Here is a 19,134-nt window from a genome sequence, read left to right on the forward strand (position 1 = left end):
GCATAATAAAAAATAAAGCAGATAAAGATTATTCTGTACATAAAACTTCAGTTTAGTGCCGTTATCGGGCTCTATCTATCGCTATCCAGATTATTACGGCCGCGGCAGGGAAAAGAAAAGTGTTCCAAAACCTGCATTGTCGGCATTGAACCCTGCACCTTCAGGTCTAAGTTTATCTGCTGCCTGTTTAGTATAACGGTACTGATCTGCCGTTATGCCCTTTACCCTGAAAGCATAATGGTTGTATACCTGTTCAAAGATCGAACGGAGGTTACCCCTTCCACTGATGGATATTGTATCCGCAGGAAATCTACCACTAATGTCGGTGTAAGGCTGAAAGGGTACATCTTCACCGAGATTATAACGGGCCGTATATTCAAAGCCTTTGAGTAATCTGTTCTGCGCAAAACTATACATGTCCATTCCCTGGTTCCATCCAATCTCGCACATTTCTGCCAGGTGGCCGATCCCGAGCATACTGTGAGGCTGATCACGCCCACTCTCCTGCCCCTGGCCCTCTTCATTTACGATATAATGCAGCAGGCTACCGTTTCCAGGGCCCTTGTAGTAAAAATCAACCGCGCGATCGAACATTTCATGGTCATCATTAAAAACGGCAATAGCCATCATGCCTTTCATGCAGGCAAGATCCCAGTTGCCGTGGGCCCAAAGCGCAAAATATTGGATCGGAGGATAAAACACGTCCCTGAACATCACTTTGCATTTTTCGATATCTTCCTGTTTCCATTCCGGGTAGGTAGCGCGCATGATCTCTGCGGCACTCGCCATCTTAAAAACATTTAGTCCAGCCCCTAACTCCACATCTGTTCCATCAAAGATTTTAAAGGTTTCAGACCAGGCATTGATAATTTTTATGGCAGTTTTGGCATGGGCTTCATCACCTGTAACAGACCACATCACTGCATTTTGATAAGCAGCACAAACATCTTTCTCCAGGTTTCCGATATTTTTGCCGGCACCGATCAGCAAACTACGCTCTACATGCCTCACGGCATGAGGTTCCCAGGAAGCGCTTGACCATGGATGTGACCTGAATTTCTCAAATGCACTCTTCCATGGTTCTCTGCCCAAAGCAACCATATCTTTCATCCGCCGGAGATCGCTGCCTGAATGCAACAGACCAGGATGGGTAAAAGGCTTGGGATGGTAGGCGACCGGTTTTTCCAGTTTTAATACCTGCCCGTAAGCATTTACCATATAGAAAAAGAATATGATTAAGGTTAACATCCATTTATCGTATCGGATTAACCTGGTATAAACATTTAAACTATGCATGCTTAATATTTTAAAATAATTTTATTCTTGATTTAAGGCCCTGCCCTTGATAAAAAGGCCCGGGAGTTCTTTCTAAAGTGCCGCCCACGGTATTGAGGAAATCCCTGTCAATGGTTATTTTTTTTCCATCAGGGTATTCTATATATTGCTTGCTCAGCGCAAAAAAACCTAAAAATTCAGCTGTTAGTTTCGGGATTTTTATTGGCTTTAGTGCTTCCTTTTTCCAAAATAATGCTACCCCTTTCTGGTTGTGTTCCAGGCGAAAAGAAAAGCTATTTTTGACTTTTGAGCTATTCAGATCTGCCCAGCTTAGCGGAAGGGCCCCACCTGCATAAAGATTAAAATCTGCTTCACCTCCTGCTGGCTTTGTTGTGCTCGCCCCTTTGCCAATAAAAAGATTCCCATACCATCTGTGGTCAATATCCAGTGCAGGGATTGTCTGTTTGATCACCAGGCTATGCGGCAAAAAATTGGATGTTGACACTGATTTCCCAGGTTGCCGGCCATTGTAGAAGCTACAGTTATAGAACAGGTTCTGAACAAAAACGTTTGCCTCTGATGCCTCCATCTTTACGCCTGTCATATCTTTATCTGCAGTATCTGCCATTGCAAGTATATTGTTGTCAAATAAAACAGGTCCATGGTTTTTAAACAGGTAAAACAGTCCGGCACCACTGTCAGAAATAATATTTCTTGACAAACGGGTACCCTGAAAAATTGGCCCTAAAAAAACACCATAACTATTTTTTCCATAAACTCTGCGGATCAGATTATGTATAATGTTGGCATCAACCGCCATAGCCAGCCGGATACCTGCAGATTCACTGTCCGTATAACTGCCATCCTGGTTCATGTTCTCTATCAGATTATCTTCGATGGTGCTTGAAGTACCACCAATTAACCCAAAAATACCGGCCTGCCCACAATTGAAAATATGATTTCCTTTGATTTTGTGATGTCCAACTGAAGCCAGATCTGTATAATCGTTAAACTCCGGTCTTCCTGCATTAGCATCTGGATAAACATGCCCGGTTATACCTATAGAAATGCCTACAGCATGGCATTCACTAATGGAACAGCCTGTTATATTCCAGTACTTTCCATTTTTGGTATCTATTGCGCCGGGCTGTTCTGCATAAATAGAGGCATAATCATTGAAAATCTGACTGACAGCAATCCCCTCAATGGTAAGATAATCTACACCAGGCCTGGCACTGATCCCCACATTTCTGACCGAAATTTCCGTTAGCCCAACATTGGGGTCGGACGTACCGAAATTCGCCCATATTATCGTTTTTCCCTTCTCCATGGTTTTAGTCCACCGCAGCGCATTACTGCACTCCTGAAGGGTGGATACATTGACCATTTTTTTTCCATTAAAGAAGAGCATCATCCCGGTTTGGGAAGAATCCAGCATACATTTCCAGAGTTTGTCCTTACCCTTTACCCAGCCTGTCTTCCGGTCAGAACCTTTGATCATAACTTTTGCCTGGTTTAAGGCCTGTAGCGTAATCCTTTTGTGCTCCGAACTTCCACCACGTTCAAACATTACCGATTCACGGTAAACTCCTGCCGAAACAAGTATCCTATCTCCAGGCATTGCCCTTGAAACAGCATAACTGATCGTTCTTAGCGGTTTTGCTGCCGAACCCTCGGCCTTATCGCTCCCTGATGTGGAAACATAAATACTTTTTTGGGGAACAGGGGCCTGAACATGCTCAAAACCTTTGTCAACAAATGGCATCAGTAATGAAAAAATCAGAAATATGATAGTTTTATTCATCAATGGTTATGGTATTTATTTATAATGTTAATGAAAGATCCGACAGGATAAAAGATTTTCGGATTTCATGAAATAATGACACCAGGTTGCCGCTGGGATACTCTAAATATCCAAAAATTGTTTGTCGGAGAATAGCTTGGTTATGTGAATTGCTTATATCTGGCTACCCAAACTTAATTAAACAAAACCAGTTTAGCAAAATGAACGTCTTTTTCACCTTTATTATCACATACTAACCCAGATGCAGAGCATTGTAGACCGACTGCCCTGGGTAATCGGAAAAAAGAGTCAGATAAAAGACGATTCGTAGTGAAGCTTATTTGCTGCCTAGGTAAAGCAATCCACCAAAACCCGGTTGGTCCCGATCATAGCCCTCTGCCCCCATTTTTGCTATTACCTGCTGGGTAAAGGGCATTAAAAGTCCCTTTCTGCGTACATAATGGTTATAGACCATCTGGTAAACAGGAATAAATCTTCCCCTTCCTATAACCGATATCTGTTCCCAGTCACTATATTTTCCAGTTATATCCTTCCATTTTTTAAACGGAACCTCGTTGCCGAGGTTATATCTGGCGGTATATTCAAATCCTTTTAACAGCCGGTTATTAAGCGCAGCATAAAGGTCATCGCCCTGTTTCCATGCAATCTCACAGATAGTGGCCATCGCCCCTATACCCAATTGGGAATGGCCCTGGTCTCTACCGCTTTCCTGTATCTGTCCGGTTTCCCCATCCACATAGTTGGCTATAGTGCCATTATCGTTGGCATGGAGATAAAAACGTATAGCTTTATCATACATTTTTTGATCATCAAGATAGATTGCGGCTGAGAGGTAAAATTTTGTTACTATTGGGCCCCAGTTTCCATTAGTATAGGCAGGACTTGCATAAAATTGCTCACAAACTGGCAAAAAGATCCCTTTTACCATACGGATTATCCGTTCAAGTTTTTTAGGATCAGCCCTTTTAAAATCGTATTTCAGGATTTCCAGGGCATTGATAATCTTGGTTCCTTCCAATCCAACCAATAATGGAGCATCGTTAGTAGATGGAATGCGCTGCAGAGAATCTGCATAGCCTAGCAATATCTCAATGGATTTTTGGGCATGTTTTTGATCGCGGGTAGCTATCCACATGAGGCTGTTAAGATAAGCCGCACTGAAGTCTGCTTCCATCAGGCTTTTAGTATTCCCGAACTCCCCATCTCTGGATATTACCCTGAACGGCCCTTTCAACTTGTAATCTGAGCTGGCCAGTGGATTATTACTTAGTAGTTCAAACGATGCATAACCCGCCGAACTTTTGTCCTTGGCGGTTTGATATATCCTTTGTAGATCTGAACTGGAAAAGAGAATTCCAGGATGTATGAATTTCTTCTGTGCTGATGAAACGGAACTTAAAAAAAACAAAAAATAGACCATCAAATAAAGGCACTGTATTTTTTTCATTGTTTAGGATTAAATGGAAATTTTGAAACACACCTTTATAGACCTGACCATAAAAGTGAATATACGCTATACGACACGAAAAAAATAAGACCATACTCACTTTGTAACACCTAGGATATAAACATATTTTTTAGAGTATCCTAAACTGTTCCTTTTGTCGATAAATCGCCAATTCAACCTTCGGGCTAAGCCCCGATTGCAGAATATGACCAAGAACAAAAATCTTAACTGTATATTCAAATTAAACATTCATGAAAAAAAAAGAGAAAGTTTTTGCATTGCTGATGGCCTTTGGCTTCGGGGGGGTTCCCTCATTTGCACAGGTACAGCAGATCATTTCGGTCCAGTCTCCACAAAAAGGGACAAAAGTAGATATTGCTTTATTTTCAAAAAAGGAGATCAGGTACCGCATGAGCAAAAATGGAAAAGAAATCCTGGGCTGGTCTGCTCTGGGCCTGCAAATTGATTCAAAGGAAACGGCTTCTGAGGTGAACATTACAGGCACATCTAAAAGTTCGCACCGGGAAAATATGATCAACCTGCTTGGAGAAAACAGGGTGATTAATAACAACTATAATGAATGCAGCATTAACTTAACATCTCAGGATTATTCTTCTTCAATACTTTTTCGTGTGTTTGATGGCAGTTTAGCCATAAGGTATCTTATACCACAGCAAAAGAAAAAAAAAGAAATAACCATTTTAAGGGAAAACACTGGTTTCAATCCCAATGGCCAATACCTGATCTATCAGTATCACCAGGAATCTGTATTCAGACGGTTACCAGTTGATTCATTAAAGGGAAGCTCAGATCTTCCATCAACTCTGGCGGCAAAAGGTTCCTACTTAAGTATTGGGGAGGCAGAGAACACTGAATATACGAAAGCAGAACTTATCCATGGTACGGCTCCTGGATCGCTCCAGGTTTCATTTGAAAAAGATAGCCAGGTAAAGGCAGTGCTGCCATTTCAGAGCCCTTGGAGAACTATTGGCGTTTCTGAAAATGCGGTTGGCCTTCACAGCCTTAGCGAACTGCCTTTCAAACTTTCCAGTGCCCCTTCATCTGAACTCCCTGGCAGGTCAATTGCAGGAAAACTGATACGTGCCCAACTCAATACCCAGTCTGCCCTTGACTGTATAGACCTGGCTGAAAAAATGGATTTCAGGTACATCTTGTTCGATGCAGGCTGGTATGGACCGGAAAGAAGCATATCTTCTGATCCAAGAATTCCGATTGCAAACATCGACATGGAAAAAGTGATCAGCTATGGCAGCCAGCATAAGGTCGGAGTTATCCTCTATGTAAATTATATCGGGCTACAGGCGCATCTCGACGAGATCCTTCCATTGTATAAAAAGTGGGGGATTAAGGGTATCAAATTTGGTTTTATTGATGGGCTTAGTCAAAAGGGGCTGCAATGGCTTTCTTCTGCAATAAAGAAAGTTAATGATAACGGATTACTACTGAACATCCATGACAATTATAAGCCTACGGGTCTGAGCAGGACATATCCATTTCTGCTAACACAGGAAGGAATCCGTGGTGATGAAAACAGTCCTGATGCATTCCATACCACTGTACTTCCCTTCACACGTTTTTTGGCAGGAGCGGCTGATTTCACTTTCTGTTTCCCTAATCCGAAGAATCAGTTCCATAAAAACCTTAAGGTAAGCAAGGCACAACAGCTTGCACTTACAGTAATCAATTTTAGCCCCCTACAGTCTATTTTTTGGTATGGCAGGCCAAAAGATTATACCAATTGGGATGAGATAGAATTTTTCCGTAAGGTACCCACGGTTTGGGACAGCACGGCATACCTCCAGGGAGAGATAGGAAAATATATCAGTGTTGCAAGAAAAAATGGGAACAACTGGTTTATAGGGGCAGCAGCTGGGGAAAATGATTGGAAAGGTGTAATAACTATGGATTTTCTTGATGCAGATAAGTCATACACTGCGACAATCTGGGGAGATTCAGGTGATCAAAAACTTTCAAAAAAAGCGATCAGGGTAAAAAGGGGTTATCAAATGCCTTTTATGATCAGGGCTGCGGGCGGTATAGCCATCGAAATCACACCGAATTAAGTCCTTAACGGAAATCAGCATAAAAAAAGTGTATTATAAATATTCTAAGAAGAGCTTGTCGAAGTACCTGTTTAAATACGCTTTAAGGTGTTTCGCCAAACTTAAGATGCCGGATTACAAAAAATTAGGCGTCATTGCAAGGCCGGATATGAGCGAGTTGAAGCAATCTATTATTCATTTATCTCAAAAAGATTGCTTCACTCCTACGCAAAACCCTTTTCTTCAGTTCGCAATGACGAAATTAAGACCCAAAACTCACGTTATTTTATGATCGTTGTTTCTCCTGTTTTCACGTTGATGCGCCATGGTTTAGGTTCCGGAAGCCTGAGTTTGCCATCACCAATCTCCAGGGGCATCCAAAGGTATCGGGAATCCCATTGGGTACGGGGTTTCCATTTGTCGGCCACAAAGATTACAGCAGTTGATTTTGTGCCGACAACCTTAAGCATAAAGGTAGACTGTGATCCATAGGTATTGGTCTGAGGTGGAGCAATATCTTCGAATTCGGACCATGGTCCTTCCAGTGATTTAGCTGTTGCGAACTTATTGGGGTTTGGGCTCCAACTGGTCAGTGCCGAACCAATCGCATAATAAAGCCCATTATATTTTACCACAGCTCCGCCTTCCAGGGGTGCTTTAATGATGCAGATATCTTTTTCAACATCCAGGTAATCCTCAGAAAGTTTCGCAATGTGGAAGCCTTTAACCGGTCTGTCTTCGAAAATAAGATAAGCAGATCCGTCATCATCTATAAACTGGCCTATATCGCGACTTTCTTGACCTAGGGGCCGGAAAGTACGAATAAACCTGTATGGTCCTGTTGGAGAATCACCAATAGCCACACCTACCCGCGCATAGTTATAATTACCTTTCTGCCCCTTTACCTGCCCATCAATATGCATATACATGATGTATTTTCCGGTTTTGATGTTATGGTAAACCTTTGGGCGTTCCAATACCCACTTTTTCCCAAGGCTGTCAGGATCGGTCATTTTAAATAAATCTCCCCTGAATTTCCAGTTCATCAGATCTTTTGATGAATAGCAGCTCACGTATCTATAATTAGAATCCAGTCCCTGACGGCGCTCTTCACCATACCAGTAATAGGTATCCTTCACCTTAGTAATCCCTCCCCCATGTGCCTGGATATGGTTCCCCTTATCATCTGGCCAAAGTTCGCCGGGAAGGATTGATTTTCGTTGTTGTGCCATACCTCTTGCCGTGTATAACAACGCAAACAGGACAATGGCAAATCTGAACAGGCATTTGCCTGTATGGCTCATTTTCAATATATGTGGTTTCATTTTTTTATAGAACAGGCTAATACCATTCGAACAGTTTTCTGCAACATTGACCGAGTAGACCGGATAAGTTACACCCGATCCCGTTCTCCACAGCGCCCCTAAATTGCCCTGGATTTAAAAAGGGAATGTGAATGCCCCAGGAAGACTTCTACGAGCCTGTTAAGCCGCATAAACGGACGAAAGATCTGAGACCTGCCGAAGCGTTTGTACCGCACGGTAAACATGGTTTATAACTGACTGATAACGTATCTTAAGGATGTCGGCAATCTGTGGATAGCTAAGCTCATCATAAAAACGCATGGTGAGTATTTCCCGCTGTTTGGCGGGAAGCGAATTGAGTGCCGTTACCATCTGTTGTTTCATCAGAGAATCTGATTCATTAGATACCATGATCTCCTCTGCCGAAAAGACTAAGCTTGGAGCTGGCATTAAGGTCAGCTTAGTTTCACGGTGTTTAGTGAGACGGATATGGTTAAGTACGATCGACCTTGCAGATCTATAAAAGTAGGCTTCCACGTTCCTGATCGTTCCGATTTTTTCTCTGTTCTCCCAGAACTTAATAAAAAGGTCCTGTAAAAGATCATTTACCAGATCATCATCATCTAACATCCTGGAGGTAAAAACGAAAAGCTTTGGATAAAGTTTTGCATGCAGTTGTGCATAGTCGCGCTCATTTCCCCTCAGTGTTCCTTCCCACAGTGCAATCAATTTCTCAGTCATCATAACATATCAATATTTGGTTGATACGAAGATGGCATGAGCTAAAAAAAATGATGGGTATAAATTCGTAAAATAGGAGTGTATTTTCGCCAAACCGCTTTAGCAACACCTAAAAGACCATATTACCCTTCAAATTAGCCGTGTGATAAAATAATATCTACTTCATTTTATACCTTTTATTGAAAGTCTTCCTGTGTTTTCTGATAAACTCTGAGGGAGTTGCTCCAAAAAGTTTTGAGAACTGTTTACCAAAATATTTGGCATCATTAAATCCCGAACGGAAAGCTACCTCGGTTACATTATGGTCTGAGTTGATCATCAGCTCTGCGGCCTTCCTCAAACGGATGAATCGGATGAAGGAATTCACCGATTGTCCTGAAATACTTTTCACACGCTTATACAAATTGGAGTGGCTCATTCCTATTTCATCGGCAAGCGCCTTTATACCAAAATCAGAATCGGTAAGGTGGTTTTCAACAACCAAGATGCAGGTATCCAAAAATTTCTTGTACTCTTCGGATACCACCACAGAATTACTTTGAAGGGTAATTTCGTTATAGAAATAGTTTTGAAGATTATTCCTGTTGCGCAGCAGATTGGCTACCCTGGCAATCAGGTATTCACGTTCAAAGGGCTTGTTTATGTAGTCATCAGCACCACCATGTACACTTTTCAGCTTCACTTCCTGAGATGAACTTGCCGTTAATAGAATAACGGGGATATAGGAAAGCGTAGGATTGGATTTGATCATCTGACAGAATTCTATCCCATCTATTCCTTGCATTTTGAAATCTGTAATGATCAGGTCTGGAAGTTTTTCCGCAGCGGTCTGAAGTCCCTGTTCACCGTCTTCGGCCTGGTAAACGGTATAAATGCCGGAGAATAGGCTCGAAATATACTGGCGGATATCCCTTTCATCATCAACAACCAGTATAGACTGCCTGTCGCTAACCAGGTTTACATCCAGACTGATGTTATTGTGCTCTGCAGATTCAGGAAGTGCGGTAGCATACATTTCATTAAAAAGTTCTTCTGCCCCTTCCTGCTCTTCTTCAATGATCTGGCCGATAAGATGTTCTTTTCCCTTAGGCAGGCAGATATTGAATATACTTCCACCTTCGGCCCTGTTTTGATAAGAAATACTGCCACAATGAGCTTCCATAAACTGTCTTGCCAGATAGAGCCCGATCCCAAATCCAGCTTTATGGTTCCCGTCCTTTCTTTCTGCCTGATAAAAACGGTCAAAAATCTTTTCCCCTGCGGTATCAGGAATACCGGGACCAGTATCCTGGACACTGATCAAAAGATTCTGATCTTTTTCAGTTAGGCTTACCACTACTTCTCCTCTTTTTGGCGTATATTTCAGGGCATTGGAAATCAGGTTAAACAGCACAATTTCGATCTTTATCCTATCGGCATAAACTTCTTTATCAACAGCAGCATTTTCAAACCTGTAAATGATCTCATTGGCCGAGGCCTGTTGTACGAAGCAATAAAAAACCTCTTTCGATAGTTTTTCAAGATCGAGTTTTGAAGCTTTAATATTCTCAAAACCTTCTTCTGCTTTTCTGAAGAGCAACAGCTGATCTACCAGCGACAGCATCCTTTTGGCATTTCGCTGAATCATGTTGAGCTCCGCATTTTCCCTGCCTTCCATACTACTGTTTTTGATCAGGTCATTAATTGGATTAATGATCAGGGAAAGCGGAGAACGGAACTCATGGGATATATTGGTAAAGAACGACATGCGCTTTTCGGCAAGTGCTTTTTCCTGCTCATTGATCAATCTCTCTTTGTCATGCGCCAAACGTTCCATATTATGCAAGGCTACCTGCGTATCATATTCAGCTTTTTTTCTTTGGGATTCAAGGCTCACAATCTGAACTTCATATTTTAAACGGGTCTGTGCAGACCTATATCGAAGATATACGTAGATAACTGAGGAGATAATGGCCATATATCCCAGGTAGGCCCACCACGTTCTGTACCAGGGAGGAAGAATCCTGATCTTCAGGGTAATTTCATTGTGTCCCCACATTCCCTCTGTATTGGTACTCTTAACCCGAAATATATAGCTTCCTTCAGAAATATGCGTATAGGTTGCTTTTCTGTCCTTTCCCGAATTTGTCCAGCCCCTGTCCCAGCCATCCATAAAATATTTATATGAAATCTTCTCTGGGGATGAAAATTCAAGTGCTGTAAACGAAAAGGTAAATACTGCCTGATCATAAGGCACTTCTATTTCCCTGATGGCAATATTGTCTTCATCTACGATCAATTTCAGGTTCTCTTCCAGCGGCGTATTATTAATGGTTATTCCGGTAAGAAACAGATTTGGCATCTGGCTATGCGGAATAACTTCCCGTGGATCGAAAACACTAAACCCTTTTATGCCTCCGAAAACGATTTCCCCACTAGCAAGTTTGATTCCCGCATTGATCTGGAACTGGTTGCTCTGCAGGCCGTCACTCTGATAAAAACTTTTGAAGGTACCTTTATCAAAGTTATAACACGATACGCCAAAATAGGTACTCATCCAGAGATTTCCCTGGTTATCAGGTATCAGGCTCAGTACCGAATTATTGCAAAGGCCGTTGGCAGTAGTTAATCTCGACAGCACCTTACTTTTGAGAGGATCAAAAATGATAAGCCCGCCACCTTCTGTTCCTATCCAGAGCAACCCCTTTTTGTCCTCAAATATCACCCGAACAGTGTAGCCAAGATCGTAAAACCTATGTTTCTTTCCCTTTTTATCAACCTGAATCAATTGATCAAGATTGCCTGCCCAAATCTGGCCATCCCTCGCCTGCATCATTGTAAACAGATCGCCCAGCTTCTGGTCGAAAAGTTCAAACTTATCCAAGCCAGGGTTAAAGCGATAAAGCCCGCCAAGAAGACTTCCCCGCCTGAGGGTTCCCGTCCAAATATCGTGGTCCCTATCCTCAAATACCGTAAAAGCGACCTTGCTTTCTACCCCGGTCTGTGGATCTACAATTTTATATCTGGTAAACTTCTTTGTCTTAGGATCGAAACGATTGGTCCCTTCTGTAAAGGTTCCGATCCAGATATCGCCATGGCTGTCAGATACCATTGATGAAATGAAATTACTGGATATAGTGTTAGGAGCTTCAGCGTGTTTATAATTGGTAAATTGGTTTAACTTCCTGTCCCAGATACTTAGTCCGGTGCCATCGGTGCCGATATAAAGTTTTCCATCTGTTGGAGCTAAAAACGATGATATCGAGTTTCCGGGGATAGAATTGCCCTGTGGATTGTGTGCCCATGTCTGAAATATTTTTTTTACCGGATCAAGAATGGTTACTCCACCAGAATAAGTTCCGATCCATTTTCTATCCTTTTTATCGATAAATATGGAGTAGATCTGTTCACCGTTCAGACCCTTATTGATTTCATTGCTCAACAATTGCATGCTTCCACTTACCGGATCATAGCGGAACACTCCATCTCCATTTGTTCCAAGATAAAGAATGTTATGACTATCTGGGGCGATAGCAAGAATTGACTTCCCTTCGAGTCCGATTCTGCTGGCGGTAACGGCCGTATTTTTCCTTCTGACCGGATCATAGCGATACAGACCATTATAGGTACCGATGTACACCTGCCCGCCACTTATACCCAATGAGAGCGCAAGAACAACATCAGCGCTAGCCAGTACCAGTGCCCGGGATTTGGGATCAAAATAATAAAGTCCGAGATTTTGTACAAACACCCACTCTCTCCCCTTATCATCCAGCCTGACAGACTGTACGCCATAAGAAAAAGTGCGCCTGCCATTTACCAAAAGGGGAATTTGCTCGCCTACGGTCTTCCCTTTGCTGAACCTCAGAAGCCCAATTCCTTCAGTGGCGACGAGCATGGTATTGTTTATACCAGGTACAAGGTCCCTAATTACCTTTGTAATCGGTAAATCTTTCCCTTTTATAGCGTCATGCCATGAGCCTTCTGTAAAGATGCCTTTTTTATCATTGTAGATACTTAGCCCTTGTCTGGTACCGATCCATATGTTATTATCTGTATCACTGTTAATTGCATGTATAATATTATGGATAAGGGAAGTCTTATTACCGATCTCATTCCTGAACACCTTAAAACCATATCCATCATAACGGTTGAGGCCATCTCTGCTACCAAACCAGAAAAACCCTTTTCTGTCCTGATAGACACAACGGACATAATTATTAGATAGTCCATCTTCTATTTCCAGATGGCGTATACTGAGCGAGTCTCGCTGTGTGGCTACACTTACTCCGGCATATAGAAAAAGAAAGATGAGCAGTATTCTTCGCACAGTTTTGCAATTGATGGTTACTAAAATAATGAAACATTATTATAATAGGGACATATTTAAGCTTAATTCATACTCTGTTGCCAAAAACTAAATGGCTGGCTCTACCCACTTGAATAAGCTATGGTACATTGATAAATCTGGCCATTTCTCAAAAAATTTTAAAACATAAAAAAAAACCGGCCACTATTCGGTAACCGGGGTTGATAAAGAACTAAAACTAAAAAACGATTACCCTTAACTTTGGATCAGCGCTGACTTAAAGCCCACACCGTATTAAGGATGCATACTAAAAATTGTTTATTTGATTACCTTAAAAAATCTGGCGGCAAAAAGAAAAATTACGAGGTAACAGATGATTGGCAGATAATAAGCATGGGCGACATCCACATTAGCTATCTTACCCATAAAGTAAGGCATTACAGCTCCGCCAACCACCCCCATAGAAATATAGGATGAAGCCTGTTGGGTATGTGAACCCAGATTTTTCAGCCCGAGGCTAAAAATAGTAGGGAACATAATACTAAAGAAAAAATTGATGCTCAGCAGGGCGCAATATGATGCCCAGCCCCAGCTTTGGGCTACAATAAGGCAGGCCACAATGCTGCCAACGGCAAATGCTGCAAGGATTTTGTTTGGAGCTATAAATTTCATCAGGTAGGTTCCAACAAACCTGCCTAGCGCCATCATTACCATAAACAATACCATAAAGTTTCCTGCTTTCTCATCAGAAAAACCCATCTTCTCGTGCCCATAATTTATAAAATAACTCCAGGTACCGGCCTGTGCTGCTACATTAAAAAACTGGGCCGCAACTGCCCAAACAAAGTGCCTGTGCTGAAAAAGCTTTTTTCCCGGAGCAATATCGATGTTCTGTGCAGCTATTGATTCATCAGATTCACTATGTGGATTAATCAGATCCGGAATACGGATAAAGAAAAAAGCCACTGCAACAATCAAGATAAATCCTCCTAGCCCTGCATAAAGCAATTTTACAGAATCGAGGGAATTTTCCTGCCCTCCGGAAGTTGCACGGAGCAAAAAGAATGTTCCTATCGCCGGACCAATTATTGCCCCTATTGCATTGAAAGACTGGGAGAAGTTCACCCTCCTATCACTGGTACGCTGATCGCCCAATGAGGCCGCGAAAGGGTGGGCAACGGTTTCTAGGGTTGCCATTCCACAGCCAAGAATAAAAAGTGCTATGCGAAAGAAACCAAAGCTTTCTGCATTTGCGGCTGGAACAAACAGAAAAGTGCCCATAGCAAAAAGTCCAAGCCCTAATATTACTCCGGCCTTGTAGCCAAAACGTTTCAGAAATATTCCGGCAGGAATACTCATAATAAAATATGCCCCGAATACAGAAAACTGGATCAGTCCAGACTGTGCTTTTGATACATTTAGTACATTCTGAAAATGTTTATTAAGTACATCACTCATGGAGTGCGCCACTCCCCATAGCATAAAGAGGGAAGTAACCAGGATAAAGGTTAAAAGAAATCTTTTTTCGGTAAAAGCAGGTTTATTGTTCATTTTATGATGTTGTAATCCTTTATGATTATTTTTTATGAAGCCAGATTGCAGCACCTCCCGAAGCCTGGAGATCAAGTTTCAGGATCGATTTTGAATCAACTGCTATGTCTTTTATCCCTACCTTTGTGGCCGTGGCAACAGTATTGTCATCGTTATAGATCCGGGCAATAAATTTTTGTCTCTTTGGAAGGAAATCCAGCTTCAATTCTACCTTACGGGGCTCGTTATTGGTAATACTACCTAAAAACCATTCTTCACCACTACGCCTTGCGGTGGTAATACACTCGCCAGGGCTTCCGGACAAAACCTTTGTTTCATCCCAGGTAACAGGAATCTTATCCCAGAATTCGAGTTCGGGCTCCCCTTTATAAAAGGCAGGTTTATCGTACCAATATAGGGTTTGGATTGGACTAAAATAAATTGCTGCAAGCGCAAGCTGGTGGGCATGGGTAGTTTTTATCCTCGGATCGAAATAACAAATGGTATAATCTGCAGCTCCTGCAATATACCTGGTAAACGGCATAACGGTGTTACTGGTAGCATCGGGCATTTCTTCGTTCCCCCTTATTCCTTCCGAAGTCATCAGGTTGGGCCAGGTGCGCTGCTCGCCCGTTGGGCGCCAGTCATCGTGAATGTTGACCATGATCTGGTTCTGTGCGGCTTGCTGTATGGCTTTTTCGATCCAGGTGGTCCAGCGATGCGAACCAGACTGAACAAAACCAAATTTAACCCCTGCAACACCCCATTTTTTATAGATTGAAAAAAGGCTATCGCTCTGCTTCAAGAGCGCCTGTTGATTTACATATAACCATACGCCAATCCCCTTCTCTTTTCCGTATTTAATAATTGCAGGTAAGTCGAAATCGTTAATGGCTACTTTTGAAGCATCGGAATCAAAGCTAAAGGCGGGACCATACCATTTCCAATCGAACAAAATGTATTGCAAGTTCCGTTTAGCAGCAAAATCAATGTTCTCCATTGCATCTTTTGTAGTTTGCGACATCACACGCATAATCTTACCCGGTTTTACCCAGCTTTGATCTTTTATTTTAGATGGTTCATTGAGGTTTAAGATAAAATCGGTACCCATGGCGATTGCTGGAGCACTTTCTGCAACCAACACTGCCCTCCAGGGCGTGGCAACAGGTGAAATCAGATCAACCGGCGTAAACATGGAAGTGACCAAACTGTTTTGCCCTTTCAATTTGAATTTAGTCCTCGAATAATCTACCATTCCCGCTTCGATAAGTGTAGCAAACAGCCCATTCTTCAACTGGAGCGTAAGTGGACGTTCTGCCTCGCAATCCCAATTTTCTAGTGCTACCTTTTCGTAAGGGGCTTGTGCCCAGTTCGCCTTCCAGGCTAAGGTTCCCGGTGCAAAATTAAATTCAGTATGCTCAGACATAATGCGGTAATAGGTACCCTTAACGTTTTCAGGAAAGAAAAACCGGAATGCAATGCCCTGATTATAGGCCCTAATTTCAATATTCATCAGATAAATAGGGTTATCATCTTTTACTGTACTGATGATGAGACTATTATAATTATCCCGAATCAATTTTTTTTCGCCATAAACAGGTTTCCAGGTGGTATCTTTTGTTGAACGCTGTACCCCGGTAATCTGCAGGTTTTCAAACCAGTTTTTGTGCTTATCTACAGGAAGCGCCATTGCGCTTTCTGACAGGTGGTTATCCAGTTGTAAATCTAGTTTTGATTCCAAAACAACTGGTTTACCTTTGTAAGTGAGCTGGTAAAAAAAGGCTTTTTCCTTGTTGGCCATTTCTTTTTGAAAAAATTTAAGCTCAACCAAACGATCAGGCGAAGTGACTGTCTGTTCGGCAGGTACTTCCTTGTCTTTGGCTGTAGCATTAAAAAAAAGAAGTGAGAAGAGCATTAAAATAGTAAAACGGTTATATTTCATATATAAATTGAGATGAATTAGAGGTATTGCCCGATTATTTAAATAGGTAAATATTTTTGCATTCAGGGTAATATTCAATACGTTAACGTTAACCTTTCAACTGATTTCCCTTGGTAACCGCTCCGGTTATCCTGCAAGCGATCCGGAGCCAATGTTGCTCAATATTCTTATCGGGGATCTCTTTACGATTAAAAGTAAATGGTAGCTCTTCCTGAGCGGTACAGCCAGGTAGTTTTTTGTTTTTCATATTTATATGACACCGGGTATGATTTTATATACTCCAACATCATAAAAAAACACAGGATAAAACCCATTTTTCTTATTACCCCCTGTGTAGATTTTGACCTTTAATTCGCTAAACAGATCAGTTCTTAACGGATTTGAGTTGCCCCCTGATAAGTCCCTGCGGGAATTTTTGCGTACAGATCTGGTAATAACAATTTCCAGTTAATAGTGTGTTTTTCTCCGTTGCCGAAAGCTCCGCATACCCACCGAGGCCCAGGTTTACAGATCCACTTGCATTGCCATTTGAAAAAGAAACAGTCTTAATCAATGCGCCGTTTGTACCCACCGGAGCAGGCCCGTAGAATTTTACGGAGGTAATTGGATCAGCGGGTGTTCCTGTAAAAATATCGGTCCAGGAAAGGGTGAAGGTTAATACATTTACCTGCTCATCGTACCAGCCATTAAAATTTCCGGTGGCACTAACACCTGTAGTCGGTACCATTTGTGTTGCATCTGCAGCACCGGTGACAGTATAAGTTGCCCCATTAAGCGAAACGAGTTCTTTTCCTTTGGTACAGGCCCAAAGATTTAATACTGCACACAGCATTAAAAATTTAAATATGATGTTTTTCATATACTTAAAATTGAATATTAAGGCTTTAATAACCTGGGTTTTGTTTCATCGAAGGTGCTTTAGTTAATTCCGTCTGCGGTATTGGAAAGAAATACATATTATCCCTAAAAACATTTTTTCTAATTACAACAGTACGGTAGCTGTAGCTTCCGTTGTTTGCTCTTGTAATTTCCATACCATGAAGATCCTGGTTGAGTACCTGAGGTGCAATTTTCCATCGGCGCACATCCCAAAACCGGTGTTCTTCTAAAGCCAGTTCTACCTGGCGTTCACGCTGCAAAAACGTTCTCATTTCTGCTTGTGTCATGTTCGCTTTCATCCCATACATCCCATCAGTGCCTGCAGCAATGCCTGCACGGTCTCTGATATCTTTCAGCCAGCTGTAGATTTGTGGGGAGGGGCCGCTAAATTCATTATTGGCTTCTGCAGCATTTAGCAATACCTCAGCATAGCGAATCAGTATTCTTGGCCGGTTTAATTCGACCCCGCCATTAGCCACATTATTGGCAAGCATTTTATAGGCAAAATAACCTGTAATCGTACCTGTTGAGGTATAAATTCCATCAGTCCTTGCACCTGAGATGGATGCATCATTCGTAGGTGATGATGGTATATCTCCGGTGTAGGTCCATACCGGCTGGTCTGTTGCCTTACCATTCAAAAACCGCAACCCGCCGTTGTAGGTAATGGTGGCATAAAAACGTGGATCGCGGTTGAGATACATACTGTTTCCAATACCGGGATAGCCGGAGGCTGGGTCATCAATTGCTTTACCGTTAGCCATTCCGAAAGCATCTACTAGCTCTTGTAAAGGGAAACAACTTGGTGTACTCTGATATCTTGTGCCCCTTGTTGCAGGATTGGCCAGCGTTTCCCTGATCATATTATTTTGAGTAGTGGTTGCCGGTAAAAAAGAAAAAACAGCCTCAGAATTTGGTGTAGCAGCAGTAAGCCCGTTGAGGAACTGGTTATAGAAATACGGCGTAACCCTGCGGAACAAACTATATTGCCCCAGGTTAATTACTGCTTGCGCTGCATCAGCAGCAAGTTTCCAACGGTTCGGATCTGTATTACCCAATGAAACCAGCCGTGCAGGATCGTCGCCCCTTGAAACATTAACCAAAGGACTAGCCGCATATAAAAGTACGCGGGCCTTTAATGCTAAAGCAGATCCCTTTGTAGCCCTGCCATAATCGGCCGGATTACCTAAAGCCGCTACGAAATCTACAGGTAACATGCTTGCAGCCGCATCGCACTCTGATATAATGTAGTTCAGGCATTCTTCATAAGTGTTCCGTGGTAAATCAATCGCATCGCTATCGCTAAAAATGGTGTTCCCTATTAATGGGAAACCTCCATAGGTTTTTAACATGGTAGCATAATACCACGCTCTTAAAAACCGCATTTGCCCCTCCAAAAGTTTTTTGGTATTGGCTGTCATGGGGATACGCGATTGGTTTTTAAGAAAAATATTGATGGCCCGCACTTGTTGCCAGGTGGTTGTCCAGATTTCCGAACTTACATTGCTCGGGTTAACTGCCCCGCCGGCCCAATAAGTCTGCTGTTCGGTTGGGGCATTTGCCGATTGTACCTCGTCACTTGCGGCATCAACGCCCCCTCTTCCCCACCTGGTCGGTTCCCATGAATAGCTGATGTTACCATACCTACTGTTTACATAGTTCCAACTATTTAAACTATCCGTAAAAACAGTATTTTCATCTATCTGGCTCAATTTTTTCTGATCCAGAAATCCCGATTTCCTGCATGCACCCAGAGCGATAATTATCATCGCCATCAGACCTAGTTGAGATCCTGATCTGATTGCATATTTTAAATATCTGCCGCCCTTATTTTTATCTATTAAAATCTTGCTTTTCATTT

12 protein-coding genes are annotated in these 19,134 nt (G+C 42.2%); 1 reads left to right on the plus strand and 11 read right to left on the minus strand.

Annotated features, from left to right (window positions below; all coding sequences use genetic code 11):
* Positions 1 to 93: 93 nt before the first annotated feature.
* From ACN9MR_RS14635 to ACN9MR_RS14645, 3 genes are all read right to left on the minus strand, one after another.
* On the minus strand, positions 94 to 1,296 hold the full coding sequence (locus ACN9MR_RS14635) for an alginate lyase family protein (protein ID WP_426324672.1): 1,203 nt from the start codon (positions 1,294 to 1,296) through the stop codon (positions 94 to 96).
* A 10-nt stretch (positions 1,297 to 1,306) separates the two neighbouring features.
* Positions 1,307 to 3,079, minus strand: a complete 1,773-nt coding sequence (locus ACN9MR_RS14640; protein ID WP_426324674.1) for a right-handed parallel beta-helix repeat-containing protein — start codon at positions 3,077 to 3,079, stop codon at positions 1,307 to 1,309.
* A gap of 316 nt (positions 3,080 to 3,395) precedes the next feature.
* Positions 3,396 to 4,526, minus strand: a complete 1,131-nt coding sequence (locus tag ACN9MR_RS14645) for an alginate lyase family protein (RefSeq protein WP_426324676.1) — start codon at positions 4,524 to 4,526, stop codon at positions 3,396 to 3,398.
* 251 nt (positions 4,527 to 4,777) lie between these two features.
* On the opposite strand from ACN9MR_RS14645, the gene ACN9MR_RS14650 reads away from it, so the two are divergent.
* Positions 4,778 to 6,610 carry a glycoside hydrolase family 97 catalytic domain-containing protein gene (locus ACN9MR_RS14650; protein ID WP_426324678.1) on the plus strand — a complete coding sequence of 611 codons (1,833 nt, stop codon included), beginning with the start codon at positions 4,778 to 4,780 and terminating at the stop codon, positions 6,608 to 6,610.
* Positions 6,611 to 6,870: 260 nt separating this feature from the next.
* On the opposite strand, the gene ACN9MR_RS14655 is transcribed toward ACN9MR_RS14650, so the two are convergent.
* The 8 genes from ACN9MR_RS14655 to ACN9MR_RS14690 form a co-directional block, all read right to left on the minus strand.
* Positions 6,871 to 7,914, minus strand: a complete 1,044-nt coding sequence (locus ACN9MR_RS14655; RefSeq protein ID WP_426324680.1) for a family 43 glycosylhydrolase — start codon at positions 7,912 to 7,914, stop codon at positions 6,871 to 6,873.
* 159 nt (positions 7,915 to 8,073) lie between these two features.
* Positions 8,074 to 8,637, minus strand: coding sequence for an RNA polymerase sigma factor (locus ACN9MR_RS14660; RefSeq protein WP_426324682.1), 564 nt, complete (start codon positions 8,635 to 8,637; stop codon positions 8,074 to 8,076).
* 154 nt (positions 8,638 to 8,791) lie between these two features.
* Positions 8,792 to 12,943, minus strand: a complete 4,152-nt coding sequence (locus ACN9MR_RS14665; RefSeq protein WP_426324684.1) for a two-component regulator propeller domain-containing protein — start codon at positions 12,941 to 12,943, stop codon at positions 8,792 to 8,794.
* 297 nt (positions 12,944 to 13,240) lie between these two features.
* A complete protein-coding gene (locus tag ACN9MR_RS14670; RefSeq protein WP_426324686.1) occupies positions 13,241 to 14,473 on the minus strand; it encodes a sugar MFS transporter in 1,233 nt (410 codons plus the stop codon).
* A 25-nt stretch (positions 14,474 to 14,498) separates the two neighbouring features.
* Positions 14,499 to 16,394, minus strand: coding sequence for a glycoside hydrolase family 97 catalytic domain-containing protein (locus tag ACN9MR_RS14675; RefSeq protein WP_426324688.1), 1,896 nt, complete (start codon positions 16,392 to 16,394; stop codon positions 14,499 to 14,501).
* 88 nt (positions 16,395 to 16,482) lie between these two features.
* The gene (locus tag ACN9MR_RS14680) at positions 16,483 to 16,641 is read right to left on the minus strand and encodes a hypothetical protein (protein WP_426324690.1); all 159 of its coding nucleotides are present in this window, start codon (positions 16,639 to 16,641) and stop codon (positions 16,483 to 16,485) included.
* 117 nt (positions 16,642 to 16,758) lie between these two features.
* Entirely contained in the window at positions 16,759 to 17,253 is a 495-nt protein-coding gene (locus ACN9MR_RS14685) for a CHRD domain-containing protein (RefSeq protein ID WP_426324692.1), read from the minus strand.
* A 25-nt stretch (positions 17,254 to 17,278) separates the two neighbouring features.
* Positions 17,279 to 19,132 (minus strand): RagB/SusD family nutrient uptake outer membrane protein, encoded by a 1,854-nt coding sequence (locus tag ACN9MR_RS14690; RefSeq protein WP_426324694.1) that lies wholly within the window; start codon positions 19,130 to 19,132, stop codon positions 17,279 to 17,281.
* Positions 19,133 to 19,134: the final 2 nt, after the last annotated feature.

The sequence above is a fragment of the Pedobacter sp. R-06 genome, from assembly GCF_049913135.1.
Classification (GTDB): Bacteria; Bacteroidota; Bacteroidia; order Sphingobacteriales; family Sphingobacteriaceae; genus Pedobacter.